This is a genomic window from Amycolatopsis sp. NPDC005232 (genome assembly GCF_040607795.1).
In the GTDB taxonomy this organism is placed as follows: Bacteria; Actinomycetota; Actinomycetes; order Mycobacteriales; family Pseudonocardiaceae; genus Amycolatopsis.
Map to the genome: position 1 here is coordinate 41,166 of NZ_JBEXHL010000045.1, position 25,254 is coordinate 66,419.

The 25,254-nt window shown below is 69.3% G+C and carries 24 protein-coding genes and 1 pseudogene; 21 read left to right on the plus strand and 4 right to left on the minus strand.

Features of this window, described 5'->3' with window-relative positions:
* Window positions 1-20: 20 nt before the first annotated feature.
* The 4 genes and pseudogenes from ABZU76_RS45815 to ligA all read left to right on the plus strand — a co-directional run.
* Window positions 21-293 (plus strand): annotated as a pseudogene (locus ABZU76_RS45815) (DUF4386 family protein); the annotation flags it as partial.
* On the plus strand, window positions 280-849 hold the full coding sequence (locus ABZU76_RS45820) for a hypothetical protein (RefSeq protein WP_354882970.1): 570 nt from the start codon (window positions 280-282) through the stop codon (window positions 847-849). The pseudogene ABZU76_RS45815 and the gene ABZU76_RS45820, both read left to right, overlap by 14 nt.
* 122 nt (window positions 850-971) lie before the next feature.
* The gene (locus tag ABZU76_RS45825; protein WP_354882973.1) at window positions 972-1,358 is read left to right on the plus strand and encodes a hypothetical protein; all 387 of its coding nucleotides are present in this window, start codon (window positions 972-974) and stop codon (window positions 1,356-1,358) included.
* A 98-nt stretch (window positions 1,359-1,456) separates the two neighbouring features.
* Window positions 1,457-3,448, plus strand: a complete 1,992-nt coding sequence (ligA, locus tag ABZU76_RS45830; protein ID WP_354882976.1) for an NAD-dependent DNA ligase LigA — start codon at window positions 1,457-1,459, stop codon at window positions 3,446-3,448.
* Here the strand turns inward: ligA and ABZU76_RS45835 are convergent.
* Window positions 3,445-4,416 (minus strand): hypothetical protein, encoded by a 972-nt coding sequence (locus ABZU76_RS45835; RefSeq protein WP_354882979.1) that lies wholly within the window; start codon window positions 4,414-4,416, stop codon window positions 3,445-3,447. The genes ligA and ABZU76_RS45835 overlap by 4 nt on opposite strands.
* A 357-nt stretch (window positions 4,417-4,773) precedes the next feature.
* On the opposite strand from ABZU76_RS45835, the gene ABZU76_RS45840 reads away from it, so the two are divergent.
* Complete coding sequence (locus ABZU76_RS45840) at window positions 4,774-5,292, plus strand: hypothetical protein (RefSeq protein ID WP_354882982.1); 519 nt, start codon at window positions 4,774-4,776, stop codon at window positions 5,290-5,292.
* Window positions 5,293-5,430: 138 nt separating this feature from the next.
* On the opposite strand, the gene ABZU76_RS45845 is transcribed toward ABZU76_RS45840, so the two are convergent.
* Window positions 5,431-6,438, minus strand: a complete 1,008-nt coding sequence (locus ABZU76_RS45845; RefSeq protein ID WP_354882985.1) for an AraC family transcriptional regulator — start codon at window positions 6,436-6,438, stop codon at window positions 5,431-5,433.
* Between the two features lie 56 nt (window positions 6,439-6,494).
* Here ABZU76_RS45845 and ABZU76_RS45850 point away from each other — a divergent pair, with 56 nt between their 5' ends.
* The 7 genes from ABZU76_RS45850 (at window position 6,495) to ABZU76_RS45880 (ending at window position 12,389) form a co-directional block, all read left to right on the plus strand.
* A complete protein-coding gene (locus ABZU76_RS45850) occupies window positions 6,495-7,427 on the plus strand; it encodes a LysR substrate-binding domain-containing protein (protein WP_354882988.1) in 933 nt (310 codons plus the stop codon).
* 166 nt (window positions 7,428-7,593) lie between these two features.
* Entirely contained in the window at window positions 7,594-9,060 is a 1,467-nt protein-coding gene (locus ABZU76_RS45855; RefSeq protein ID WP_354882991.1) for a YHS domain-containing protein, read from the plus strand.
* 16 nt (window positions 9,061-9,076) lie between these two features.
* Window positions 9,077-9,331 (plus strand): toluene-4-monooxygenase system B family protein, encoded by a 255-nt coding sequence (locus tag ABZU76_RS45860; protein ID WP_354882994.1) that lies wholly within the window; start codon window positions 9,077-9,079, stop codon window positions 9,329-9,331.
* A 4-nt stretch (window positions 9,332-9,335) separates the two neighbouring features.
* Complete coding sequence (locus ABZU76_RS45865) at window positions 9,336-9,698, plus strand: Rieske 2Fe-2S domain-containing protein (protein ID WP_354882997.1); 363 nt, start codon at window positions 9,336-9,338, stop codon at window positions 9,696-9,698.
* Window positions 9,695-10,057: an MmoB/DmpM family protein gene (locus tag ABZU76_RS45870; protein ID WP_354883000.1), complete on the plus strand. Its 363-nt coding sequence runs from the start codon at window positions 9,695-9,697 to the stop codon at window positions 10,055-10,057. Before ABZU76_RS45865 ends, ABZU76_RS45870 begins: the two co-directional genes overlap by 4 nt.
* Window positions 10,054-11,076 carry a hypothetical protein gene (locus tag ABZU76_RS45875; RefSeq protein WP_354883002.1) on the plus strand — a complete coding sequence of 341 codons (1,023 nt, stop codon included), beginning with the start codon at window positions 10,054-10,056 and terminating at the stop codon, window positions 11,074-11,076. The genes ABZU76_RS45870 and ABZU76_RS45875 overlap by 4 nt, the downstream gene beginning before the upstream one ends.
* Before the next feature lie 83 nt (window positions 11,077-11,159).
* On the plus strand, window positions 11,160-12,389 hold the full coding sequence (locus ABZU76_RS45880; RefSeq protein WP_354883005.1) for an FAD-dependent oxidoreductase: 1,230 nt from the start codon (window positions 11,160-11,162) through the stop codon (window positions 12,387-12,389).
* A 63-nt stretch (window positions 12,390-12,452) separates the two neighbouring features.
* Here the strand turns inward: ABZU76_RS45880 and ABZU76_RS45885 are convergent, their stop codons facing one another.
* A complete protein-coding gene (locus ABZU76_RS45885; RefSeq protein WP_354883008.1) occupies window positions 12,453-13,706 on the minus strand; it encodes a LuxR C-terminal-related transcriptional regulator in 1,254 nt (417 codons plus the stop codon).
* A 152-nt stretch (window positions 13,707-13,858) separates the two neighbouring features.
* Here ABZU76_RS45885 and ABZU76_RS45890 point away from each other — a divergent pair, with 152 nt between their 5' ends.
* From ABZU76_RS45890 to ABZU76_RS45930, 9 genes are all read left to right on the plus strand, one after another.
* On the plus strand, window positions 13,859-14,944 hold the full coding sequence (locus ABZU76_RS45890; protein ID WP_220246774.1) for an S-(hydroxymethyl)mycothiol dehydrogenase: 1,086 nt from the start codon (window positions 13,859-13,861) through the stop codon (window positions 14,942-14,944).
* Window positions 14,941-15,573, plus strand: a complete 633-nt coding sequence (locus ABZU76_RS45895) for an MBL fold metallo-hydrolase (protein ID WP_354883011.1) — start codon at window positions 14,941-14,943, stop codon at window positions 15,571-15,573. Before ABZU76_RS45890 ends, ABZU76_RS45895 begins: the two co-directional genes overlap by 4 nt.
* Before the next feature lie 114 nt (window positions 15,574-15,687).
* A complete protein-coding gene (locus ABZU76_RS45900) occupies window positions 15,688-17,988 on the plus strand; it encodes a LuxR C-terminal-related transcriptional regulator (protein ID WP_354883014.1) in 2,301 nt (766 codons plus the stop codon).
* 263 nt (window positions 17,989-18,251) lie between these two features.
* Window positions 18,252-19,268: a PDR/VanB family oxidoreductase gene (locus tag ABZU76_RS45905; RefSeq protein ID WP_354883017.1), complete on the plus strand. Its 1,017-nt coding sequence runs from the start codon at window positions 18,252-18,254 to the stop codon at window positions 19,266-19,268.
* A gap of 28 nt (window positions 19,269-19,296) precedes the next feature.
* Window positions 19,297-20,589, plus strand: a complete 1,293-nt coding sequence (locus ABZU76_RS45910) for a cytochrome P450 (RefSeq protein WP_354883020.1) — start codon at window positions 19,297-19,299, stop codon at window positions 20,587-20,589.
* Between the two features lie 39 nt (window positions 20,590-20,628).
* Window positions 20,629-21,360, plus strand: coding sequence for a MoaF C-terminal domain-containing protein (locus tag ABZU76_RS45915; protein ID WP_354883022.1), 732 nt, complete (start codon window positions 20,629-20,631; stop codon window positions 21,358-21,360).
* A gap of 50 nt (window positions 21,361-21,410) precedes the next feature.
* Entirely contained in the window at window positions 21,411-21,821 is a 411-nt protein-coding gene (locus ABZU76_RS45920) for a cupin domain-containing protein (protein ID WP_354883025.1), read from the plus strand.
* Window positions 21,822-21,858: 37 nt separating this feature from the next.
* Window positions 21,859-22,770, plus strand: coding sequence for an alpha/beta hydrolase (locus ABZU76_RS45925; protein ID WP_354883028.1), 912 nt, complete (start codon window positions 21,859-21,861; stop codon window positions 22,768-22,770).
* Between the two features lie 50 nt (window positions 22,771-22,820).
* Window positions 22,821-23,402: a DUF5134 domain-containing protein gene (locus ABZU76_RS45930; RefSeq protein ID WP_354883031.1), complete on the plus strand. Its 582-nt coding sequence runs from the start codon at window positions 22,821-22,823 to the stop codon at window positions 23,400-23,402.
* A 7-nt stretch (window positions 23,403-23,409) separates the two neighbouring features.
* On the opposite strand, the gene ABZU76_RS45935 is transcribed toward ABZU76_RS45930, so the two are convergent.
* Window positions 23,410-24,696: an MFS transporter gene (locus ABZU76_RS45935; RefSeq protein ID WP_354883040.1), complete on the minus strand. Its 1,287-nt coding sequence runs from the start codon at window positions 24,694-24,696 to the stop codon at window positions 23,410-23,412.
* Between the last annotated feature and the right edge of the window lie 558 nt (window positions 24,697-25,254).

The window sequence follows — 25,254 nt, forward strand, 5'->3', positions numbered from 1 at the left end:
AGGGGCGTTGCTGGGGGGAGCACCTCGGGCAGCTGCTGGTGATCGTGTGGTCGGTCGTGCTCTGCGCGATCGTGCTGCACACCGGCGTGCTGCCGCGGTGGATCGGGGTGTCCGGGCTGTTCGTCAGCGCGCTCTACCTGCTGAACCAAGGCGACATCCTCGCCACGGCCGTGCCCGGCTTCCCGGTCTGGGACCTGGCGGGGCTGCTCGGCAGCGTGGCCTGGGGGCTGTGGGTGGCCGCGCTCGGGGTGACCATGCTGCTGATCAGGGGAGATGCCGATGATGCCGCGTAACTCGTTCCTCGCGACGTGGGTGCTCTGGACGGTCGGGTTCCTCGCCTTCCCCCTCGGCGGCGTGGCGGGCGGCGCCGTCGTCGGCCGGGTCGACAGCCCGTTGGCCGCGCTGTTCGGCGGCGCGGTGACCGGACTGGTCGTCGGCACCGGCCAGGCCCTCGTCAGCCGCCGTCGGCTCGACCCGCTGCGCTGGATCCCTGCCACCACCGTCGGCATGGGCGCGGGCCTGTTCATCGGCGCGGCCGCTGTCGACTACGGAACTTCACCGGCCGACCTCGCGATCATGGGCGCCTTCACCGGCGCACTGCTGGGCGCCGCGCAGCTGGCCGCCCTGCCCCCGGCCGCGCGCCACCGCTGGGCCTGGGCCGTCGCGATGCCCGTGCTGTGGTGCCTGGGCTGGGTGATCACCGCATCGGCCGGTATCGAGGTGGACGAGCAGTTCACGATCTTCGGCTCGGCGGGGGCCGTGACGGTCTCGGCTCTGTCCGGGCTGCTGCTGCACTGGCTTCTGCCTTACTGGCCCGCGGTTCCTGTGTCGCGGAAGAAGGTGAGATGAGGGTCCACAATGTACTCACCGTCCGATATGGATGCCGCCACGTCATTGTTCCGGGCCTCAAGAACGCCTTGTCACCATAAATCTGTCGATCGCCAAGCCGGTCCCTGGAACGATGTCAAGGGATGGATATCGTCGACAACAAGCCCGGGCCGGGCGACGGCCACGATGCCCTGCGCTTGGCGAAAGCCTGGTTCCTCCACGTCGAGAAGCTCGACAGCGATCGCACGCTGCCCCCAACTGACCACACTGTGTGGACCGAACACGACCTGGCCGCCGCGCTGTTCATACGCGACTTCGTGGAGGACGCGCTCGCGGGCCTCGAGCCCGGGCTCGCTGATCGGGTCCGTCCGGACGTCACGGCGGCCGACGACCTGTTCCGGTCCTTCACCGTCGAAGACCCCGGCGATCGGATGGCGAAGGTCGCGGACATCGACCTCATCGGTCGGGGATGGTGGTGGTTTCGCGTGCCCGCCTCGGGTCCGATCGTGCAGGACCTGGCCCGGTACTGACGCGGCCGCCGCGGCCCCTTCGCCGGCGAAAAAATCACCCTGCCCGTGACCAGCCACAGCGTCACTTCTGTCGGTGCGCCCCGGTAGCGTCCTCAGCCGTGGATGCTCGGAAGCGGATTCAGGAACTCGCCGATCAGATCGTGGTGCTGCGCGACGCGTACTACCGGGGCTCGCCGGTGGTGGCGGACGCGGAGTACGACGTGGTCGAGGACGAGTTGCGGGGGTTGATCGAGGCCAACCCGGCGCTGGCGCCCGACCCGAACCCGCTGGAGCAGGTGGGCGCGCCGGCGGTGTTGCACGCGCCGATCCGGCATTCGCGGCCCATGTTGTCGTTGGAGAAGGCGACGAAGCCCGAGCAGGTGGCGGCGTTCTTCGACCGCTTCCCCGGGCAGCCCGTCGTGGTGATGCCGAAGCTGGACGGCCTGTCGCTGGCGCTCGTCTACGAGCAGGGCCGCCTGGCCCGCGCGGTCACCCGTGGCGACGGGACGACCGGCGACGACGTGACCGTCCTCGTCCGGGCCCTCACAGACGGCGTGCCCGACAAAGTCGACGCGCCCGGCCGGGTCGAGGTGCGAGGGGAGGCGGTGATGCTGCGCTCCACATTCGCGGCCTACAACATCGCCCACCCCGACAAACCGCTGATCAACCCGCGCAACGCAGCCGCCGGCACCCTGCGCGCGAAGGACCCGGCGACGGTCGCGGAGCGGCGCCTGCGGTTCTTCGCCTTCGACCTGGACACCGACCCCGACAGCGCCGACACCGACCTCGCCCGCGCCCTCCAGACGCTCGGCTTCACCGCCGCCGACATGCGCCGCTGCGCCGACGCCGAGGCCGCGCAGGCGGTGATCACCAAGATCGAGCAGCAGCGCAACGACCTCGACTACGACCTCGACGGAGCCGTCCTGCGCCTGGCCGATCGGGACGCGTACGCGGCCGCCGGCACGCGTTCGAGCTCACCGCGGGGGGCGCTGGCGTTCAAGTTCGCCGCCGAGGAGAAGACCACGGTGCTGTCCGATGTGGTCTGGGACGTCGGCAAGACGGGCAAGATCGCCCCGGTCGCGTGGCTCGAGCCGGTGTTCGTGGGCGGCACGACCGTCACCCGCGCGACCCTGGCCAACCAAGAGGTCATCCGCGCCCGCGGCATCAAGATCGGCGACACGGTGCTGGTGCGCCGCGCGGGCGACGTGATCCCGTTCGTCGCAGGCGTGCTCGACGCGTCGAAGCGCACGGGCGCGGAGCGGGACATCGTTCCGCCCACCCGGTGTCCGTCGTGCGAGCAGCCGCTGACCGAGCAGGGCAACAGCCGGGAACTGTTCTGCACCAACGTCGCCTGCCCCGCCCAGACCGTGCGGCGGTTGATCCACTGGGCTTCGCGCGCAGCCGCGGACATCGACGCCATCGGCGGCGTGTGGATCGAACGGCTGGCCGAGATGGGCATCCTGGAGCACCCGTCCGACTTCTATCGGCTGACCAAGGAACGGCTCCTGGAGTTCGACCGCATCGGCGAGGTCTCGGCCACGCGCATGATCGAGTCGATCGACGCCAGCCGCCGGGTCGGTCTGCGGCGGGCGTTGATCGGGCTCGCGATCCCGATGGCGTCGGAAGGTACCGCGGCCCGGCTGTGCCGCGCGGGCTTCGGCTCGCTGGAGGCGGTCGCGGAGGCCGGTGAGGACGGGCTCGTGGCGGTCGAGGACATCGGCCCGAAGGTCGCCGCGTCGCTGATCGAGCACCTCACGCGGCTACGGCCCGAGCTCGAGCGGCTGCGCGAGCGCGGCGTTTCGCTGGACGTCCTGGAGGAAGACCTCCCACCGGTCGTGGCCGCCGGCGCGCCGCTGGCCGACAAGACGGTCGTGATCACCGGCGGCATCAGCGACCCGCGGTCGGGCGAGAAAGTTCCCCGCCCGACCTTCCAACGGCTGTGCGAACAGGCCGGCGCGACCACCGCCTCGTCGGTCTCGGCGAGCACCGACTTCCTCATCACCGGCGCCGACGTCGGGGCGAGCAAACTCACCAAGGCGGAGAAACTCGGTGTCGAGGTCGTGGACCAGGGCGTGATCTGGCAACAGCTGATCGAAGCCGGCGTCGTCTAGCCGGGGGTGCTGTGGCAGTTGTCCAGGGTGGGCATCGGCTTGCTGGGGTCGAACCGGCCGGGCTCGGGCGACACGGACGTGCCGGAGTAGTCGTGTTCGCTGAACGCGGGCGTGAGCTTCTCGTCATTCGTGCACGCGACGCTGTCGAAGTACGAGCTGAACTTGTCCACCCACAGCCCGCGGCTCGACGCCTGCCAGTGCGATCCGCTGCGCACCGTGTAGTCGGCGTCGACGCGGACGAAGGGGTCCAGGTCGCCCGGGCCGTCGACCGGGTGGTCGCCGGGGTCGAACGCGTAGGCCACGACGTAGGAGGCGTGGATCAGCAGCTCACCGGCCTTGCCCGGCTTCACTGTCAGCGCCCCGGTCATGCGAGGGGAGACGGGCAGCAGGTGATAGCCGTCCGCCAGGTAGATCACGTAACCCTCGGGGTGGGCCTGGACGTCCGGCCTCGCGTCCGGCGCGACCAGCGCGGCGTACTTGGCCGGGTTGTGGCGATCCAGCGTGTCCGGGTCGAACTGCGCGACCGTGATCGCCTGCTTCACCTGGTCCTCGGCCTGTCCGACCTGCTTCGCCGAGAACGAGCCCACCTTCGCCGCCGCCGGGATGGCCAGCCCCGCGATCCCCTCGGCCCAGTTCTGCGCCGGCGTGTCCTCGAACGGCCGCGTCAGGTCGACGTGCCCTTCCTCCGGCAGGTCGGTCGGCGCGGCCTCCGTCGTCACGACCGACGAGGACGCCGGCGCGCCGACGTCCGCATCCGTGCTCTGCTCGGCCGTCGACTTCCCCCACACGTACAACCCGGCCCCGGCCCCCACCACGACGACCACCACGATCGCCGAGGTCACCAGCCACTTGAGCCACTTCCCCCGTCTCCGTCTGCGCCGCAGATCGACCCACGCCTCCTTCTCGGCGTGCCGCCGCCAGTCCGGGTCCATCAGGTCCGGATGGTTCTCGATGTCGTAATCGTCCACTGTGTACCACCCAACCTCGTTGACCTCGCCGCAAAACATCGGCGCCGACGACTGGTCGTTACGGCTTCAAGTGGCAGAGACGGCAACGTTTCGGACACGCTTCACCGAGGGTCGAACCCGCTGATCCCGGTCTTCCCGTCGTGGCGGCGGCGGTGATACCGAGCGTGAGGGCGCTGAGTTGTCCGTCCATATGAGACAGGCTGGGTGGCGGCCACTGTGGACACACCAAGCCCGCGGGAACACGCAGCCCCCAACGGTCAGGAAGTGTTTCCCCCGAACGGGATCAGGACCGATCCGGTCATGACCACGCGCCGATGGCTGTTGCCGGTGCGGCCCGGACGGACCGATGATGTGGTCATGTCCACTTCTCGAAGCACCTTCCCCGCCGAGCTCCCGGCGTCACTTCCGCCCATCGCGGCCGTCCACGGACTGTCCGAGGACGAGCTCGACCTGCTCGCCGATGCGTGGGAGGCCCGGCCCTCGGACGCGCCGACGGTCGTGCGCCGCCTGGGCCCGGCCGCGTCCCGGCTGCGGGCGCTGCGTCGCGCGGAGAGGCAGTCTCGGACCTGCCCGGTGTGCGCGTTCGACGATCTCGACACCCCGCCCTACCTCGCGTTCGAAGGCCTGTCCCGCGACGCCGGCCAGCCGGTCTTCACCGCGCCCTACTCCATCCACTTCGGTGACCCGTCCCGGACTCGCTGCCCCTGCTGCGGCTACGGTTTCGGGCTCGACGACGCCCCGGGCGAGGGCTCGGAGCCGGTCACCTTCGAGGCGTGGTTCCTGGCGTGGGGGGCACGTGGGCACCCGTGGCACGACCGCGACCGCCGGCCGGACGGCTGGGACGCCGCCACCCAGCTCGCGGCCGTGGAGCGCTAGTTCACCCGCTCCGGACGTCCACCGCGATTTCCGGATGAGGACCGCGAGGAGTGGATCGCCTGATCGGCCGCGGACCTCTAACTTCCCCGTCGAACGTCAGCAACGGCGCTTGACGGGAGGTCTGGAATGCAGGCGGAACTAGAGTTCCTCGAACCGGAGCGTGTCCGAGGGGTTCTCCCCGAACTTGGCGCGGTACGCCTGGGCGAACCGGCCGAGGTGGCTGAACCCCCAGCGGAAGGCCACCTCGGTGACGGAGACGGCCGGGCGCGACCCGGCCCGCAGGTCCGCCCGGACCTGTTCGAGGCGGCAGTCTCGCAGGTACGTCATGGGCGGCATGCCGACGTAACGCCGGAACCCCTCCTCGAGCGAGCGGACGCTGATGCCCACCAGTTCGGCGAGCTCGGCGACCGTCCACGGCACCTCGGGGCCGGCGTGCATGAGGTCGACCGCCCGCTTGACGGTGCGCGGCTGCGGGCTGGATCCCAGCTCGGACAGCGCGTCGTGATAGCTGTGCGGCTGTCCCCGGAGCAGTCCGCCCACGATGAGCCGGCGCAGCTCGGCGGCGAGCAGCCCGTCGCTCGTGAAGGCGCCGGGCGCATCCAGCTCGGTGGCCAGGACTTCGACCGCGTGCAGCCACGCACGGGTGGACGGCTGCGTCAGGTCCATCGCCATGCGGAACCGGACCGGCGCGCGCAGCGGGCGCTCGACCCGGCGGACGACTTCGTCCTCGAGGAACGTCCGGTCGATCTTGAGGCACAGCTGCTCGCTCCCGGCCTCCCACCGGTCGAGCACGGTGTGGCCGACGGGGTTGAACACGGCGGCCGTGCGCGGCGTGGCGACGACCCGCTGGTCGCCGCACGTCGACGCCACGGCTCCGGTCAGCGGGACGTTCACGTGGTAGGCGGTCTGCAGGTCGCCGCAGTCCTTGACGATCTCGGCGCCGTAGGACATTCGCCCGATCGTGAGAGGGCCGACGGTCAACGTGCGCATCGTGAAGTCGAAGTCGCGGGACCGGTGCGTGTGATCGAGCCGGAGCGGGTAGTAGACGCGGCTGAGCTCTTCGCGCGCGAACATCAGATCGTTGGTGTGGAACGCCTTTGGCGTGCCGGCCGTGCCGCCACCCGCCCCGCGGTCACCGGCGCACATGGTCGGATGGTAGCTCGCCGGGAATCACCGGGCAAGGCGCGGAGGAGGCGGCCGGCGTGGAGCTGCGACAGCTGAAGGCGTTCGTCGTCGTGGCGGAGGAGCTGCACTTCGGCCGCGCTGCGGACCGGTTGCACATGGCGGCTTCGCCGTTGAGCCGGCAGATCCGCAGCCTCGAACGGGAGTTGAAAGCCGTGCTCTTCCGCCGCACGACCCGACACGTCGAACTGACCCCCGCCGGGCGGGTGCTGCTCGAACGGGGCCGCGCGATCCTGCGGGAGGTCGACGTGGTCACCCGCACCGTCACCGAGGTGGCCACACCGGCTCCGGCTCGCGTCACGGTCGCCTTTACCCGCAGCGCCGCCCAGACCCTGCTCGCCCGGTTCATGGTGACCGCTCGCCGCGTCGGGAATCTCGAAGTGGACCTCCACACGGACCTCCTCACCCCGGCACAGCTGGACGCGATCGGGAGTGAGGTCGTCGACATCGGATTCCTGGTGCACGCAGGCGAGCCGGTCCCCGCCGGACTCCGGTCGCACTCCCTGGTCTCCGGGGCGCTGCGGGCTGTGGTGCCGGCCGGTCACCCCCTCGCCGATCGCGCCGTGATCGAGCTCGCCGAGCTGGCGTCCCACGACCTCATCTCGTTCCCCGCGCCGACCCGCTCGGTGGTCCGCGAGGTCACCGAGAAAGCGTGTGCCCGAGCCGGATTCCGGCCCCGGTTCGCCTACGAGGCGGGCGAGACCGCGGCGATTCTCAACCTCGTCGCCGCGGGTCTCGGGATCAGCCTGCTGCCCGTGCCCGTCGACCTGCTCGGTCCCGGGCTGGTGCACCGTCCGGTGATCCCCGAGGTCGGAATCGAGATCAGCATGGTGTGGCGGGAAGACGAACGGCGCCCGGAGGTGCTCCGGCTCGTGGCGGCGATCCGGCGACCCGGCCGGCGCGGCTCCCAGGACGAGGGCTGCGAGCTCGTGCCGCTGAGCGGGGCGCAGTAGGACGGTCCTTTATGGACAAAGATGCACGGACGATGATACGCGCGGTGGCGGGTTCCGGCTCCATTGTGACCGATACCGAACCATTGTGACTGGATTCGGCCTTGGTCGCGCGATCCGCCGGGCACATCCTGGGTCACGGCACCACGAGCGATTCAAAGGAGAACGCATGCCACACCTCAAGCGCGAGGACTGGTTCGATCTCGGTCGCCGGCTGGACTGGACGCCCGGGTACGTGTCGCGCGACGAGCTCTTCCCCGAGTTCGCCACCGACGCGTCCGCGCTGCCGAGCGAGGCCTGGGAAGAGTGGGACGAGCCGTACAAGGTCTCCTTTCGAGAGTACGTCGACATCCAGCGCCAGAAGGACGAAGCGCTCTACGGGGTCAAGACCGCGGTGGGGCGTGCTCGTTACGTCGAGGGCGCCGATCCTCGCTGGCGCGCGATCATCAAGGAACACTACGGCGTCGCCTCCGTTGCGGAGTACTTCGCCGGGCTGTCGGAGGCCAAGCTCGCGCGCTTCGCGCCGTCGGCCTCCTGGCGCTCGGTGGCCACGATCGGGATGCTCGACGAGATCCGCCACGGCCAGCTCCAGCTGTTCTTCCCGCACTCCTACGTCAAGCTGGACGAGCAGTTCGACTGGGCGCAGAAGATGTACCACACCAACGAGTGGGGGACGATCGCCGCGCGGTCGATGTTCAGCGACCTGTTCCTGGCCGGCAGCGCGGTCGACGCGGCGATCGCGGAGACGTTCGTGTTCGAGACCGCGTTCACCAACCTCCAGTTCCTGGGCATGGCCTCGGACGCGCTCAAAGCGGGCGACATCGAGTTCTCCTCGTTGCTGCAGTCGATCCAGACCGACGAGGCGCGGCACTCGCAGCAGGGCGCGGCGGTGATCGAGGTGCTGCGCAAGCACGATCCCGACCACGCCCAGTACATAGTGGACAAGTCGGTGTGGCGGACCTGGAAGGTCTTCACGCTGCTGACCGGCATGCCCATGGACTACTACATGCCGCTGGAACACCGCGTGCACTCCTTCAAGGAGTTCATGGAGGAAATGGTGCTCGACCAGTTCAGCAAGTACATGCTGGACTCCGGGCTCAAGCTGCCCTGGTACTGGGACCAGCTGCTCGACGAGGTCGACAACTTCCACCACTCGATGCACCTGGGCTCGTGGACCTACCGGCCCACGCTGTGGTGGGATCCGGCGGCCGGGGTGTCTCCCGAGGAGCGCGAGTGGCTCGCGGTGAAGTACCCCAAGTGGGAGCAGACCTGGGGTCCGAAGTGGGACGTCATCACCGAGAACGCGAGGGCGGGACGCGAAGACCTGACCCTGCCGTCGACCTTGCCCGTCACCTGCAACATGTGCCACCTCCCGATCACCGTGTGGAGCGCGCACGCCGCCCCGGTCCGGACCACGCAGATGGACGGACGCCGGTACCGGTTCTGCTCCGAGCCGTGCCAGTGGATCTTCGAACAGGAACCGGCGAAGTACCACGGTCATCTTTCGCTGATCGACCGCTTCGTGGCCGGGCACATCCAGCCGCCCAACCTCGAAGGAGCACTCGCCTACATGGGCATCACCCCCGGCGTGGCCGGCAAGGACGCACTGGACTACGCCTGGGCCCGCACGGCCTGACCGAGGAGGAGATCCCATGGGTTCACCCATGCCGGTGGTCGCGCACTTCCGTGGCGACTTCCTGTACAACCTGGTCCTGATCGAGGACACCGACACCATCGAGCAGGTGGCGCGGGCGTGCGCCGCCCACTCGGTCGGCCGGCGGGTGGCGGAGCTCGACCGTGCCTTGCGCGTCGAGCACGCCGGCCGGTTCCTGGAGCCCACCAGGTCGGCGGCCGAGGAAGGCGTGCAGCCGATGGACGAGGTTTTCGTCTCCTACGCCGACTCGTGACCCGATGACCGAACACGAGACGCCGGACGAGAGCTGGCATTCGCTGTGCGCCGAAGAGGACCTCTGGGAAGGCGAGATGTCGTACCAGCGCCTGCCCGAGGGCACGCCCGTGCTCCTGGTCAATGTGGACGGACGTATTCGCGCGTACCAAGGAATGTGCCCGCACCAGGAGAACACGCTCGAAGACGCCGATTTCGACGGCGGGGTGATCACGTGCCCCGCCCACCTGTGGGAGTTCGACGCCACCGACGGCGCGGGCATCAATCCCGCGAACACGAGGCTCAGGGAGTACCCGGTGGTGATCCGCGACGGCGCGGTCTTCGTCCGGGTGCCGGCCGGCGACGCAGGAAAGGTGTGTCACCCATGACTCAGCTCGACACGACCCAAGACGGCGCGCCCCCCGAGGGCGCGGCGTTGGTGGGGCCGCTCATGCAGGCCGGTGAGATGGCGGACCTGGTCGCCGACGCCATCGCCGAGGACAACCCGGGAGCGGAGGTCTTGATCCGCGACCAGGGGTCGTTCATCCGCATCCACACGCCGGGAGTCTGCCGGTTGACCCGGCAGACGCTGAGCGAGCTCGCCGGGCGGCCGCTGCGGATCGGGGACGTCGAGCCGCACATGGCGTTCTTCGCCGGCCACATCACCACCACCACCGACGAGATGATCTGGCGCAGCGGGCAGTCCGCCGCGCGCCCTGCGCCGGTCAAAGGAGAAGACGCACGATGACGAGTGACGTGACGCCGGGAACCCGGCGCCGCCGGACGTGGAGCCGCTACACGGACCGCAAGGTGCCGACCGAGTACGAGTTCGTCTCGCACGACCTGCACTGGCACTACAAGCCCGGCCAGCCGCCGTGGGAGATGGCGCCCGACCACGTGTGGAACCGCTGGTACATCGAGAACCGCAACGAATCGCCGTTCACTTGCCCGGACTGGAACCGCTTCCGCGATCCGGACATGCTCGTCTACCGCACCTACGTCAGGATGCAGGACGAGGCGGAGAACTACGTCGACGGCCTGATCGACGACCACGAGGACCGCGGCGCCTACGCGGCGTTGCCGGGGGAGTGGCTGGGCGCCCTGCGGTCCGGCTACACCCCGTTCCGCTACGCCGGTCACGCGTTGCTCATGGCGGCCACCTACGTGATGTCGATGGCACCGTCGAGCTACATCAGCAACGCCGTCGCGTTCCAGGGCGGGGACGAGCTGCGCCGCATCCAGCGTGTCGCGTACCAGACGCGGCAGTTGCAGGTGCACCACCCCGAGTTCGGGTTCGGCGACGACCGGGGCGTCTGGGAGCGGGACCCCTCGTGGCAACCGTTGCGCAAGGCTCTCGAGCTGCTGCTGGTGGAAAGGGACTGGGGCAAGGCGTTCGTGTCGCTGAACTTCGTCGTCAAGCCCGCGATCGACGCCGTGTTCAACGTCCGGCTCGCCGAAGCCGCCGAAGCACACGGCGACGGGCTCACGGCGATGATGCACCGCCACCTCCAGCTCGACTCGGAGCGCAGCGTGCGGTGGTCGGTCGCGCTCGCCAGGACCGCGATCGAGGCCGTGCCGGACAATCTCGGGCTCATCTCCGGCTGGGTGAACGACGCGACCGCGGCGGTGGTCGACGCGGTCGTCGACGCCTCGGCGCCACTGTCCACTTCGGTCAGTGCGCTCGACGCGGTCGAAACCCGCCGCGCGGTGCGTGAAGCGATCGCAGCCGCGGTGCGCCAGATCGGTGTCGAGCACCTGCAGTCCTGACCCACACCCGCCGGCGGCGGCGTGCGTCCTTCGGGGCGTACGCCGCCGCCGGCGTCCCGAGCCTGCCGACGACCGGAGAGACCATGACCCACCGCCCTCCGACGCTGCGCGACGTGGTCATCGTGGGCGGGTCGCTGGCCGGCTTGCACGCCGCGGAGGAACTGCGCGCCGCCGGCTACGACGGCACGTTGACGCTCGTGAGCGCCGAGCGGCGAGCACCGTACGACCGGCCGCCCCTGTCCAAGCAGATCCTCACCGGTGAGTGGGCGCCGGACCGATCCGCGTTGCGCAGCGCCGAGGATCTGGCTGCCCTGCGAGCCGAGGTGCTCCTCGGGGTGCACGCGACCGGTCTCGATGTCACGAGCCGGATCGTGACGACCGACGACGGGCTCCGGTTGCCCTACGACGGACTGGTCCTCGCGACCGGGTGCACGCCGCGAACGCTGCGCGGTGAAGCGGCGCGCGAGGGACTGCACACGTTGCGGACGGCCGAAGACAGCCTCGCGCTGCGCCGGACGCTGCTCACCGGGGGCCACCTCGTCGTGGTGGGCGCGGGATTCATCGGCATGGAGGTGGCCGCGGCTGCCCGCACCCTGGGCGCGGACGTCACCGTCGTCGAGCCGGCGCCCGCGCCGATGCAGGCCGCTCTCGGCGAACGGATCGGTGGCGCGCTCGCCGATCTTCACCGCGCGCACGGGGTCAAGTTCGCTTTGGGACGGGGCATCAGCCGAATTCTGGGCCCGAACCGGGTCGAAGGCGTCGAATTCGACGACGGAACCATCCTGGGCGCGGACGCGGTCCTCGTCGGGATCGGCGCCGCCCCCGCCACGGGCTGGCTGGCCGGCAGCCCCCTCGACACGAGCAACGGCGTCGTCTGCGACGCCCACCTCGCCGCCGGACCACCCGGCATCTACGCCGCGGGCGACCTGGCGTGCTGGGACAACCCGCTGTTCGGCGCACGCATGCGCGTCGAGCACTGGTCCAACGCGACCGAGCAAGGCGCGGCAGCGGCCCGGAACCTGCTCGCGGCGCAGGATGAGCGGCAACCGTTCGCCTCGGTCCCGTACTTCTGGTCCGACCAGTACGACACGTCGATCCAGTTCGCCGGACGGCCGGGTTCGGAACGCGTGCCGATCGTCGAGGCCGACGGTCCGAAACCCGCGTTCCTCGTCCTCACCGGCGAGGGCGGCACGCTCACCGGGGTTCTGTCAGTCAACTCCCAGCGGGTCTTCCTGCGGATCCGCCGGATGATCAAGGCCAGGGCAACCCTCGCCGACGCCGCTGATGCGGCCCGCGCGTTCCTGTCCCGTTGATCCGCTCGCAAGTGTCGAAGGCCGGCCGATCTCGACCACGCGGTCACCGATCGGCGCACATCGTCAGTCAGCAGTGGCGATTCCCGCCGCCAAAGCGAGCGCGGCAGCCTCACCCCGCGAACTCACTTCCAGCTTCTTCAACACCCCCGCCACATGGAACTTCACCGTGCTCTCCGTAATACCGAGAGTCTCGGCGATCGCCTTGTTCCGCTGGCCCCTCGACACCAGGCGCAGGACTTCCAGCTCACGCCGGTTGAGCGTGGACAGCAGGGCGTCATCCGGCTGGTCCGAGGCAGGCTCGAACGGCACGGCGATGGCGACGCGGCTGCCCCAGCCGGGGACGGCGTCGACCTCGACGGTGGCGCCCAGGGTTTTCGCGCGGCCTTCGAGCTGGCGGCGGAGGCCGGCGGCGTCGAGGTGGCCGGATTCGCGGTCGCGGATGTCGAGATAGAGCGTGGTGGTGTCGGTGGACCAGGCGACCCTCAGGCGGGTCAGGTCGGGCTGGGTGGTGAAGGCCAGCACCGCCGTGCAGGTCATGGCGCGGGCCGCGTGGGCGATTTCGCCGGGCAGCGGGTGCGCGTCTTTCGGCGGGGTGACGAACTCCAGCTCCGCGTCGTGGTGGCGGAGCATCTGCCGGACTTCGCGGCGGAGCCTGGTGAACGCGCTGTGGGCCGGCTCTTCGGACAGGGCGAGGTCGGACGTCTGCGCCGAGCGCAGGGCCACCAGTGCGGCCGAAGCGGCGTCGGTCGCGGCGAGGCGGGCGGGGCGGTCGTCCAGGCGGGTGGAGCGCAGCGCCGTCAGGATCGTGACGAGCGCGGTTTCGTGGGCCGCGGCCATTTCGGCGATCGTGCGGGCCCGTTCGGTCGAAGCCGCCCGGGATTCGGCCAGGTAATCGGGGCTGGCCTGCTCGACCTGCTGGCGGATGGAGGTCGCGACGATCCCGAACAGCGCGCCCAGCAGCTCCGGTTGCGGGCACCGCGCCCGTGGGGACCGCGGGACGAGCGCGAGCAGAGTGCCGCCGGCGTCGAGAGCGGCCCAGACGGTCCGGTCGGCGCCGCCCAGGCGGGTGTGTGTGGTCAGCTGGCTGTCGGGCGGCACGGTGGCTTTGAGCTGCTCGAGCTCGGCGATGGTGATCTTCCCGGTGATCGCCGTGGCACCGGCGACCTTGCGCGGACGCCCGGTGCACTCGAGGGTGAAGATGACGAGCGCCTGGTGCGGCCAGCGGTCGGCGAGGAACCGCGAGAACCGCGCGGCGATCTCGCGCAGCGGGCCCTCGACGACCTCCCGCAGCTCGGTCAGCTCGATGTGGTCGGACACCGGGATCACGATAACGACCGCGGACCCTGGCCGGAAGACCAGGTTTCCCTCGACCAACGACCAGGTCGCACCCGCGATCACGCGTTCTAGGGTCGCGTCAGGCATGCGTTGCCACGCATGCCTCGGCTGGTCACCAACGGAGGTTTCAGGGAATGCCACAGCAGGTGCGCGGGGTGATCGCCCGGTCGAAGGGCGCGGCGGTCGAGCTGACCGACATCGTGGTCCCGGACCCCGGCCCAGGTGAAGTGGTCGTCGCGATCGCGGCGTGCGGCGTCTGCCACACCGACCTGACCTACCGCGAAGGTGGCATCAACGACGAGTTCCCGTTCCTGCTCGGCCACGAGGCCGCCGGCACCGTGGAAAGCGTCGGCGCCGGGGTGGAATCCGTGCAGCCGGGGGACTTCGTCGTTCTCAACTGGCGCGCGGTCTGCGGGCAGTGCCGGGCGTGCAAACGCGGCCGCCCCCAGTACTGCTTCAACACGTTCAACGCGACGCAGCGGATGACGCTGACCGACGGCACCGAGCTGACCCCGGCGCTGGGCATCGGCGCGTTCGCCGACAAGACCCTCGTGCACGCCGGGCAGTGCACGAAGGTGGACCCGACCGTGGACCCGGCGGTCGCCGGCCTGCTCGGCTGCGGCGTGATGGCCGGGCTCGGCGCCGCGGTCAACACCGGCGGCGTGGGCCGTGGCGACTCGGTGGCGGTCATCGGCTGCGGGGGAGTGGGCGACGCCGCGATCGCCGGCGCCCGCCTCGCCGGCGCGACGACGATCATCGCCGTCGACCGCGACGACCGGAAGCTCGCCTGGGCGCGGGACCTCGGCGCGACGCACACGGTCAACGCCTCGGACACCGACGCGGTCGCCGCCGTCCAGGAGCTCACCGGCGGCTTCGGCGCCGACGTCGTGATCGACGCGGTCGGGCGCCCCGAGACGTGGCAGCAGGCGTTCTACGCGCGCGACCTGGCCGGCACCGTGGTGCTCGTCGGCGTCCCGACCCCGGACATGCGGCTGGAGATGCCGCTGCTGGACTTCTTCGCCCGCGGTGGCTCGCTGAAGTCGTCCTGGTACGGCGATTGCCTGCCGGAGCGCGACTTCCCGATGCTGATCGACCTGCACCGCCAGGGCCGGCTGCCCCTGGACAAGTTCGTCACCGAGCGGATCTCCCTCGACGACGTCGAAAAGGCCTTCCACACCATGCACGCGGGCGAGGTGCTGCGGTCGGTGGTGATCCTGTGAGCGGCGCGCTGCGGATCGACCGCGTCGTGACGTCGGGCGTGTTCGAGCTCGACGGCGGCACGTGGGACGTCGACAACAACGTCTGGCTCGTCGGTGACGACGACGAGGTGGTGGTCGTGGACGCCGCGCACGACGAGAAGGCGATCACCGAGGCGGTCGGCGACCGCAACGTCGTCGGCATCGTCTGCACCCACGGTCACAACGACCACGTCACCGTCGCCCCGCAGCTGGGGGACCACCTCCACGCGCCGGTCCTGCTGCACCCGGCCGACCGGGAGCTGTGGGAGCTGACCCATCCCGGGCGGCGGTTCTGGCGCGCCGAGGACGGCGAACGCATCGCGGTCGCCGGCACCGCATTGGAGTTCATCCACACGCCAGGGCACTCACCGGGCTCGATCTGCCTGCACCTACCGGAGGCCGGCGCCCTGTTCACCGGCGACACGCTGTTCGCCGGCGGCCCCGGCGCGACCGGCCGCTCGTTCTCGGACTTCCCGACGATCATCTCGTCGATCCGGGACCGGTTGCTGGTCCTGCCGGAAGGCACCCGAGTCCACACCGGACACGGCGACGGCACGTCGGTCGGCGAAGAATCGCCGCACCTGGACGAGTGGATCGCCCGCGGCCACTGAGCGAGCCGAGCACCGCCGGCGCAGGTTGACCCCCATCGGGTTCGAACTCATCATGGGCAGAACCGTCGACCAGGCAGCGCGCGCCTGATCGTTCTGCCGACCCGTGGAGGCGCCGTGGCCAAGGCGAGAGCTCGCAGTGGCAACGTTCCCTTCACCGCGACCAGCTTCGTCGGCCGGCGTCAGCAGCGCAAGGAAATCCGCGACCGGCTGGCGGCCGGCCGGCTCGTGAGCTTGATCGGTCCGGGGGGAGTGGGCAAGACCCGGCTGGCGTTGCAGTTCGCCGACGAGATGAACCACCTTTTCGAGAACGGCGTGTACTTCGTCGAACTGGCGTCCGTCTCGGACGGGGGCGACGTGCCGGCGGCGGTCATCCACGCGCTGGGGATCGCGGACCAGTCGAATCGCGACGCCACCGCGAAGCTGATCGACTACCTTCGCGATCGCGAGATCCTGCTCATCCTCGACAACTGCGAACACGTCCTCGCCGGGGCCGCACTGGTGGTCCACGAAGTACTGCGGCACGCGCCCTCGGCCCGGATCCTGGTCACCACCCGCACATCGCTGACCGTGACGGAGGAGCTGCTCTACCCGGTACCGCCGCTCACCGTTCCCGATGACGCGGAGCAGGTCAGCATCGAGGCCTTGGCGCAGTTCGAGTCGATCCGGCTGCTCGAAGAACGGGCCGTGGCCGCGTCCCCCGGTTTCGCCCTCGGCGAGCACAACGCCGCCGCAGCAGCGCGGTTGTGCATTCAGCTGGAGGGAATTCCGCTGGCCATCGAGCTGGCGGTCGCCCGGATGCGCATCCTTTCGCTCGACCAGATCCTGGACCGGTTGTCGGACCGGTTCGGGCTGCTCACCATCGGCAGCCGATCGGCCGCGCCGCGCCAGCAGACCCTCCGGTCGCTCGTGGACTGGAGTTTCGACCTCTGCACGGAAGCGGAACGTCGGCTGTGGGCGCGCCTCTCCGTTTTCGCGGGCAGTTTCGACCTGACCGCGGCCGAAGGCGTGTGCGGCGACGACGGCGGCCCCACGCTCGATCTCTTGAGCTCCCTGGTGAACCAGTCCGTGCTGAACGTCGAGGACCAGGGATCGTCGAGGCGCTTCCGGATGCTGGAGACCATCCGGGCGTACGGCGCGGAGGTCCTCGAGTTCACGGGCGGCTCGGCGCGCTTCCGCGTCCGTCACCGGCAGTACTTCCTCGACGTGGTCAAGGATCTGGAACGCTCGTGGAGCGGGCCCGCGCAAGCCGCTTCGGCCAGGTGGATGCGTGTCGAGCGCGAAAACCTCCGCGCCGCGTTCGACGCCGCCGCCCCGGGCGGCGACTACCAGCTCGAGCTGGTCGCGGGGCTGCGCTACCGCTGGTACGCCGACGGGTACATCGCCGAAGGCCGCAGCTGGGCCGACGAAGCGCTCGACGCGCCCGAGGGCGAGCGAGCGCCCACGGCGGCTCGGGCGAAAGCGCTGTGGGTCGCCGCCAGGGTCAGCCTGCTCCAAGGCGACCAGGAGGCGGCAGCGCAGCGCCTCGACGAGTGCGAAGCGCTGGCGACGCGGCTCCACCTGGCGGACGCGGCGGCCCAGTGCCGCGGTCTGCGGGGGCTCGCCGCACAGCTTCGCGGCGACCTCGCCGAGGCCGAGACCCACTTCGAGGTCGCGCTGCCGGAGCTGGCCGAGGCCGACGAGACCCCGGAATGGCTCATGACGTCGTTCGAGTACGCCGTCACGCTTTCCCTCGCCGGCCGCAGCGCGGACTCGTTGGCCGTCAGCACGGCTGCGCTGGCCGTGTGCCACCAGCGCAACGAACTGTGGGCGCGCTCCTACTTGAAGTGGAGCCAAGGCCTCGACCACTGGCTGCGAGGCGACTGCGCCGCGGCGCAGACGACCGCGGTCGACGCGCTGCGCGATCACCGCGACTTCGATCCGTCCCTGGGCACCGCGTTGATGACCGAGCTTCTCGCCTGGATCGCGGGGTCGACCGGTCAGTGCGAGCGAGCGGCGCAGCTGCTCGGGGCGTCTCGAAGCCTTTGGCAGCGCACGGGGACGGAGCTGGTGGCGTTCGGGCCGAAACTCACCGGCTACCACTCCGCCTGTCTCGCTCAGCTCGAACAGACCATGCCGTCCCGCGCGCTGACCACGGCCATGCAGGCAGGGGCAAAGCGATCTCCGACGGGAATCATCGCCTACGCGTTGGCGGAACAGGTCGCCGAGTCGGCTCCCGAGGGCGAACCGCCGGTGCTCACCAGCCGGCAACGGGAGATCGCGGCGTTGATCTCGAAAGGGCTGACCAGCCCCCAGATCGCGGCGGCTCTGGTGATCTCCGCGCGCACGGTGGAGAGCCACATCGACAACATCATGACGCGCCTGGCGTTCAGCTCGCGCAGCCAGATCGCTTCTTGGTACATCGCCCAGTCCCTCTGACCGGACTGCGAAACCCGCGGCGCGAGCGGATTCCGTCGCAGTGCTAGACCCTGCAGGTCAAAGCCGCTTCGCCGGCGTCATCCGAGTACGGACATCCGTAACTTCCGTACCGCCTCCCGTGATCTCCCCCATGTGCGTGGTCCCACAGTGACGGAGATTACAAGGGCTGCCAGTCAGCGACGCACGAACCGGCCGAGTCGCCGGCGTGCGGTGGTGCAACGAAGCACACGTCGGGGCACCCGGCGAAATCCGAAGGAGTCCCCATGGCATCGCAGTTCGAGGCCGGACACTCCGGTCAACAGCCCCGGTGGGCGGACCCCGAGAACCAGGCGCACGACGACCTCGTGATGGAAGTCAAGGCGAAAACGCCGATCACCGACACCATCACGCAGCTGACCCTCGTCCGCGCCGACGGTCGTGACCTCCCCGCGTGGACGCCGGGGGCGCACATCGACCTTGTCCTCGGACCAGACCTGGTCCGGCAGTACTCCCTGTGCGGTAAGCCGAGCGACCTTCGCTCCTGGCAGGTGAGCGTGCTGTACCAACCGGACGGGCGAGGTGGCTCCGCACGCGTCCACCAGGAAGTGCGCGAAGGCGAAAGCCTTACCGTTCGGGGCCCACGCAACAACTTCCGCCTCGTCGAAGCGCCCGGGTACCTGTTCATCGCCGGCGGAATCGGGATCACCCCGATCCTGCCGATGATCGAGGCGGTCGATCGGGCGGGCGCCGAATGGTCCTTGGTCTACGGTGGCCGCAGCCGGGGCAACATGGCGTTCACCGACGACCTGAACCAGGCTCACCGCGACGGCGTGACCCTGGTTCCGGAGGACACCCACGGCCGCATCGATCTCGCGGGCATCCTCGCCGGAGTCTTTCCGGGTACCGCGATTTACGTGTGCGGCCCGGAGGGTCTGCTGTGCGCTGTGGAGGCGATGGCCGCGGACTTCGGAATCGCCGGCCAGATCCACCTGGAGCGGTTCACTCCCAAGACTCAGCTCGAAGAGACCGTCCTCGACAACTTCGAAGTCGAATTCGTGCGAACCGGGATCACCGTTTCAGTCGGGCCGGACGATTCGATTCTCAGCGTCGCGCGGGCGGCCGGAATTCCCGCACCGTTCTCCTGTTCGGAAGGCACGTGCGGGACCTGCGAAACGAACATCGTGTCGGGCCGCGCGGACCACCGCGACTCGGTTCTCAGTCCTGAGGAGCAGGAAGAGAACAGCACCTTGATGATCTGCATCAGCCGAGCCGCGTGTCCGAAGATCCGGCTCGATCTCTGATCGCACACCGAAGAGAGGAAGGCTGCCCATGGACAGCGCTGTCAGCAGCAACGAACCGACGACCGGGTGTCCGGTCGCCCACACCGCCGCGGGTTTCTCGTTCTTCGACCGTGAATACCAGGAGAACCCCGGAGCCTCGCTGGCTTGGGCCCGCGAGAGCCAGCCGGTGTTCTACAACGACGACTCGGACTACTGGGTCGTCACGCGACACGAAGACGTCAAATCGGTTTTCAGTCAGTTCAACAAGTTCTCCGCGGCCATTACGCTGACGCCGGTCACGCCGCCTTCGGAGGCGGCCGGAGCGCAACTCGAGAAATACGAGTTCGCGCCCTGCCCCGTTCTCGCGGATTCCGACCCGCCGATGCACCGGCAGTACCGCCGGCTGAACGCTCCGGCGTTCATGCCCGACCGGATCGACCCCCTCGCTCCCTACATCCGCCAGACGACGAACGACTACATCGACCGCTTCGTCGAGCGCGGCCACGCCGATCTCATCGCCGACATGCTCTGGGACATCCCGTGCCTGGTCGCGTTGCAGTTCCTGGGGATTCCCGAAGAGGACGTCGACACCGTGCGCAGGCTGGCCACGTCGATGACGGAGTTCGTCTGGGGACGGCCGAGTCCCGAGGAGCAGGTGCGGGCCGCCGACGGCCTGGGCCAGTTCTGGGCGATGGGTGAGCGCGTCATCGGGAAGCTCAAGGAGCTCGACGACCCGCCCGGCTGGCTGGGTCACGCGATCAAGATGCAGCGCGAACACCCGGATGTCATCTCCGACACCTGGCTGCAGACGAACGTCATGGGCGGCGCGATGGCCGCCCACGAAACCACGACGAACGCCACCGCGAACGCGGTCGTGACGCTGCTGAGGAACCGCGACCAGTGGGATCGTCTGTGCGCTCAGCCGTCGTTGATCCCCGGCGCGGTCGAGGAGTGCTTGCGGCTCAACCCTTCGGTCGCCGCCTGGCGCCGGATCGCGAAGGAAGACGTGCTCGTCGGTGACGTGACGATTCCCGCCGGAGCGAAGATCCTCATGGTGATCGCGTCGGCGAACCAGGACGACGCGGTGTTCGACGAGCCCGAACGGTTCGACATCGACCGGGACGCCAAGGCGCACATCGCGTTCGGCGCCGGCACGCACATGTGCCTCGGCAACCACCTCGCGCGGCTCGAGATGGTCATCTACCTCGAAGAGCTGACGCGGCGCCTGCCGCACATGACTCTCGACCACCAGGAGTTCCACTACGTTCCCAACACCTCGTTCCGGGGCCCGGAATCGCTGCACGTGAGCTGGGACGTCGAAAAGAACCCCGTCCTCACCTGACCGGTGTTTGCGCTCCGACGACGAACGGAAAAGGCACTCATGACCAGAGATTCCACTGTGGCCGGTCGCGAGATCGTGTTCACGAACTCGCACGGCAGCCGCGTGTCGCACCGGTTCGGCGCGACGATCGTCGACTGGAGCTACGAGCCCGGACCCGGCGACCCGCACCCGGTCGTGTCCGGGCGCGACGACTACGAGGCCTTCGACATTGCGGAAGGGTTGGTGTACACGCAGTTCCACCACAGCCGGGACGTGCCCAACGCGGCCGTGAGCCTCGTTCTCGACTTCGAACACGGACGCAGCCTGGCCGTCGTGAGCACGATCGGGGATCCGGCCGAGGACCGGACCAGGGTGCAGCACACCTTCCTGCCGGGCCGCATCGAGGGACTGGCGACGAGCGGAACGGAACCGGCATCCACGGCCGCGCTCCTGGGCCGGCGAGTGCTGTGGACCCAGGCCGACGGGTGCCGCTACGAGCACGTCCACCTCGAACCCGGTTCGTACTCGTGGCGCTGCCTGGCCGGCCCCGCGGCCGGGCGCGCCGGCACCGACGAGTGCACGACTTATGAACTACGGCCCGAAATCTACGTCTTCGCCGCGCGGGAAACGGCGGCCCCCTCCACCTCGGTCACCATTGCCGATCACCGCGACCTCGCGGCCCTGCGTTCGTACGGAGCTGTCTTCGGGCTGGACCGGACCGGTGAACGGCCGACGCAATCCACCTTCGGTGCCGTCGGCGAATTGCTGGGCCACACCGCAACCACCGCCTGAAACCCGGATGGAGCGCACCTCGCGCTCGTCCTCTACGAAAGGAAAGAGCCATGCTGGCCAAGGGAAACGTCAAGGTCACCGATCTCCTCCACGCCACTCCGCCCGCGATTCCGGAGGGTTCGCACGCGATGACGCAGCTCGTCGAACTCCCGCCGGCCGACCCGGGCCTCGCGCCGCACCGCCACTCCGGACCGGTGTTCGGTTACGTGACGGAAGGCAAGATCTTCTTCGAGCTGGAAGGTGAGGAGCCCCGGGAAATCGTTGCGGGCGAGGCGTTCTGGGAGCCCGGCGGTGACGTCGTGCACTACCAGGTCTCGAACCCGGACCCGGGCTCCTGGGCGCGGTTCGTCGCCGTGTGCATCTGCGCTCCCGGCGTGGAGATGATCACGATGCTGGAGCCGGAGGAGATCTTGGCTCGCGATCACCTGCGCCACCCGAGCGCCCGGCAGCACCAGGGCTGACCGTCGCCGCGACCGGATCGAAACGAGACGAGGATTCATGTCAGTACTGTCGCGACGGCCGGTGGCCGACATCGTCGCCCGCAGGTTCGCCGCCAAGATCAACTCGGCGATCCACCCCGCCGGCGAACCTCGGTTCCCTGAAATCACTGTCCGCACCACCGACATCAGCGTCGAAACTCGCCACGGTCCGGTCGCCGCGACGCTGTATTTCCCGCCGTCCCCGGCCGCCGTCCCCGGCGTGTACGTCAACGCCCACGGCGGCGGCTTCGTCGTGGGGCACCGGCAACAGGACGACGCCTGGTGCCGTTTTCTGGCCGCGCACGCTGGGGTCGTCGTGCTCAACACCGACTACGCACTGGCTCCGAAGACGCGTTTTCCCACGCCTGTCGAACAGTTCTACGACGTGGTCCGCTGGGCCTCGGAACCGGAGCGAGACTGGGACGGCACCCGCCTGTGCGTCGGCGGCCAGAGCGCGGGCGGCAACCTGTCCGCGGCAGTGTCGCGGATGGCGCTGGAAAAGGGCGGCCCCACCATCTCGTTGCAGATCCTGCACTACCCACCGCTCGACATCGTGACCCCGCCCTCCCGGAAACCGACCCCGCTGGGCTCGAAAGCGGTACTCCAGCCGTGGCTCTGCGAGGTCTTCGACACCGCCTACGTGCCCGACCGCGTTGGCCGCCGCCACCGCTACGTTTCACCGGCCTGGGGCGACAATGCCGACGGCATCGCGGGCATCGCACCGGCCCTGGTCATTGCCGCGGAATACGACCGGCTGCGCAACGAGGCCAAGCAGTACTCGGACAAACTCGAGGTCGCCGGCGCGCTCGCCGAGTACGTCGAGGTGTCCGATGTGGACCACGGCTACGACATCATGACGGACGACACGAAGACGATCCGCCAGATGTACGAGCTGATCACCGCGCATGTCACTCGTGCGCTTTCCCGATGATCCACGATCTTGTTCTTCGGTGGGTCGTCACCGCGCTCTTCGCTGTTTGCGTGGCTGAGCGCGTGCACGGAATCGCCGTCGGTCGCCTCTCTCGGCGGGGCGTCGTCGGCCATTCCTTGCACGCGCTCATGGCTCTCGCGATGGCCGTGATGGCGTGGCCTCGCGGTGCCGACCTCCCGACAACGGTTCCCTTGCTGCTCTTCGTGTCGGCGGCTGTCTGGTTCGTCGCCGGCGCTGTGCGGACCGCGGAACATCGGCGGTCCGACGCCTATCACGCTCTGATGATGCTCGCGATGGCCTGGATGTACGCGGTGATGACCGACGGCCTGCTACCGGCTCCGGTCGAGGTCGCCGATGTGGGTGGTCATCACGAGGCTTCGATGTCCGGCATGCACATGTCCGGTATGGCCTTTGTGGATACTGCGCCCGCCCCTGCCGGAACTTCTCCGTTGGTCTCAGGGCTCAACTGGCTGCTCACCATCGGTTCCGCCGTCGCCGGGGCTTGGTGGCTCTCGGAGCTCCTCGCGCGCCTCCGCACCAAGCCGCTGGCCTCGGGCCGCGCCCAGCTCGCCATCGCCACACAGGCACTGATGGCCGCCGGCATGGCCACCATGTTCGCCGCGATGATGTAGCCGCCGGCTACGACTCCTGTGCGGAGCTCGTGTTGCGCTCCGGCACCGCGGACATCCGTGGCCGGGCGCCCAGCGCGATGGTGACGATGGCGCCGGCGACCATGCAGGCGCCGACGACCCACAGACCCGTGCGCTGGGTGCCGGTCAGGTCGCGCAGCCAGCCGGTGATGTACGGCGCCGCGAAGCCGGAGATGTTGCCCAGGGAGTTGATCAGTGCGATCCCTCCCGCCGCGGCAGCTCCGGCGAGGAAGTTCGAGGGCAGCGCCCAGAATGTCGGCAGCGCGCAGCACACGCCGACGGCGCAGATTGTCACGGCGACCATCGCGGCGTAGGGGTTGCCGAGGTACAGCGCGATCGGGATGGCGATCCCGCCGACCAGCATGGGCAGCGCCACGTGCCACTTGCGCTCTCCGGTGCGGTCGCCGTGACGTGCCCAGAACACCATCACCAGGGCGCCGATCACGTACGGGATCGCGTTGACCAGCCCGGACTGGACCACGGTCAGCTTCGTGCCGAACTCCGCGCCGAACCCGGCGATGATCGTCGGCAGGAAGAAGCCGAGCGCATACAACCCGTAGGCGACGGCGAAGTACACGAACGCCAGCGCGAGGATCCGCGGGTGGGTGAGCGCCTTCTTCAGCGGCCAGTGGTGCTCGGCGACGGTCGCCTTCCGTTCCGTTTCGAGTTCGGTGATGAGCCACTGCCGCTCGTCCGCGTTGAGCCACTTCGCCTTTTCCGGCTTGTCGGTGAGCCAGAACCAGGTCGCGAAAGCCAGCAGGATCGCCGGAATACCCTCGACCAGGAACATGAACCGCCAGCCGTCCAGGCCGAACACCCCGTGGCCGCCGACGATCAGAAGACTCGACACCGTGGACCCGATGGCGGACGACACCGGCACGGCGACCATGAACAGCGCCACGGCCTTCGCCCGCTGCGCGGCCGGGAACCAATACGTCAGGTACAGGATGATGCCGGGGAAGAAGCCCGCCTCGGCCACGCCGAGCAGGAACCGCAGGATGATCAGCGTGGTCGCGTTGGGCACGAACGCCAGCACCGTCGCCAGGACACCCCAGGTGATCATGATCCGGGCCAGCCAGCGCCGGGCGCCGAACCGGTGCAACGCGAGGTTGCTCGGCACCTCGAGGATGAGATAGCCGAGGAAGAAGATGCCCGAGACGAAGCCGAACGCCGTGGACGTCAAGCCGAGGGCCTTGTTCATCCCGTTGGGACCGGCGAAGCCGATGTTCACGCGGTCCAGGTAGTTCACGAAGTACAGCAGGGCCAGGAACGGCATGATCCGCAACGCCACCTTGGCGAGGACACGATCACCGAGTACGCCGGTCTCCTTTGACACGGACAGCCCCCAATCTTCTCGCTTCCCGACGGAGCCGAGGCGCCGACGCGCTCAGGCGAGGCACGCGCCGGTGCCGACCGGTCCGGAAATCAGTCCTCGTTGCCCCGGACGCTGTTGTGTCTTCACCGGTCGACAGGGCCGGCTGACCACCGAGTGTGATGCGCCGGGCGCGGACCTCGGCGCAGCCGGCACAGCGCGAAAGGGCACCGTTGCCACACGTCTCGTTCGAGTGCCGTGGCAAGATCGGAACCTGGGCGAATTCCGGACCATTTCGGCGACAGTAGCACAACGAGTGCTGTCGGTGACCGTCGGCGACAGGGCCTGCGAAGCCGTGGCGCTCCCTCACGGTCGAATCTTTCTGCTCGGCGTCGCGGTAGATGGCCGGGGCCGCGTCCGCGTGCGACTAGAGCGTGTCTGACAATGCCTTGGTCCAGGTGATCACGGCATGGAGGACAACTGCGGATCGGTAAACGATGGCGAGCTTGTCGTAGCGAGTGG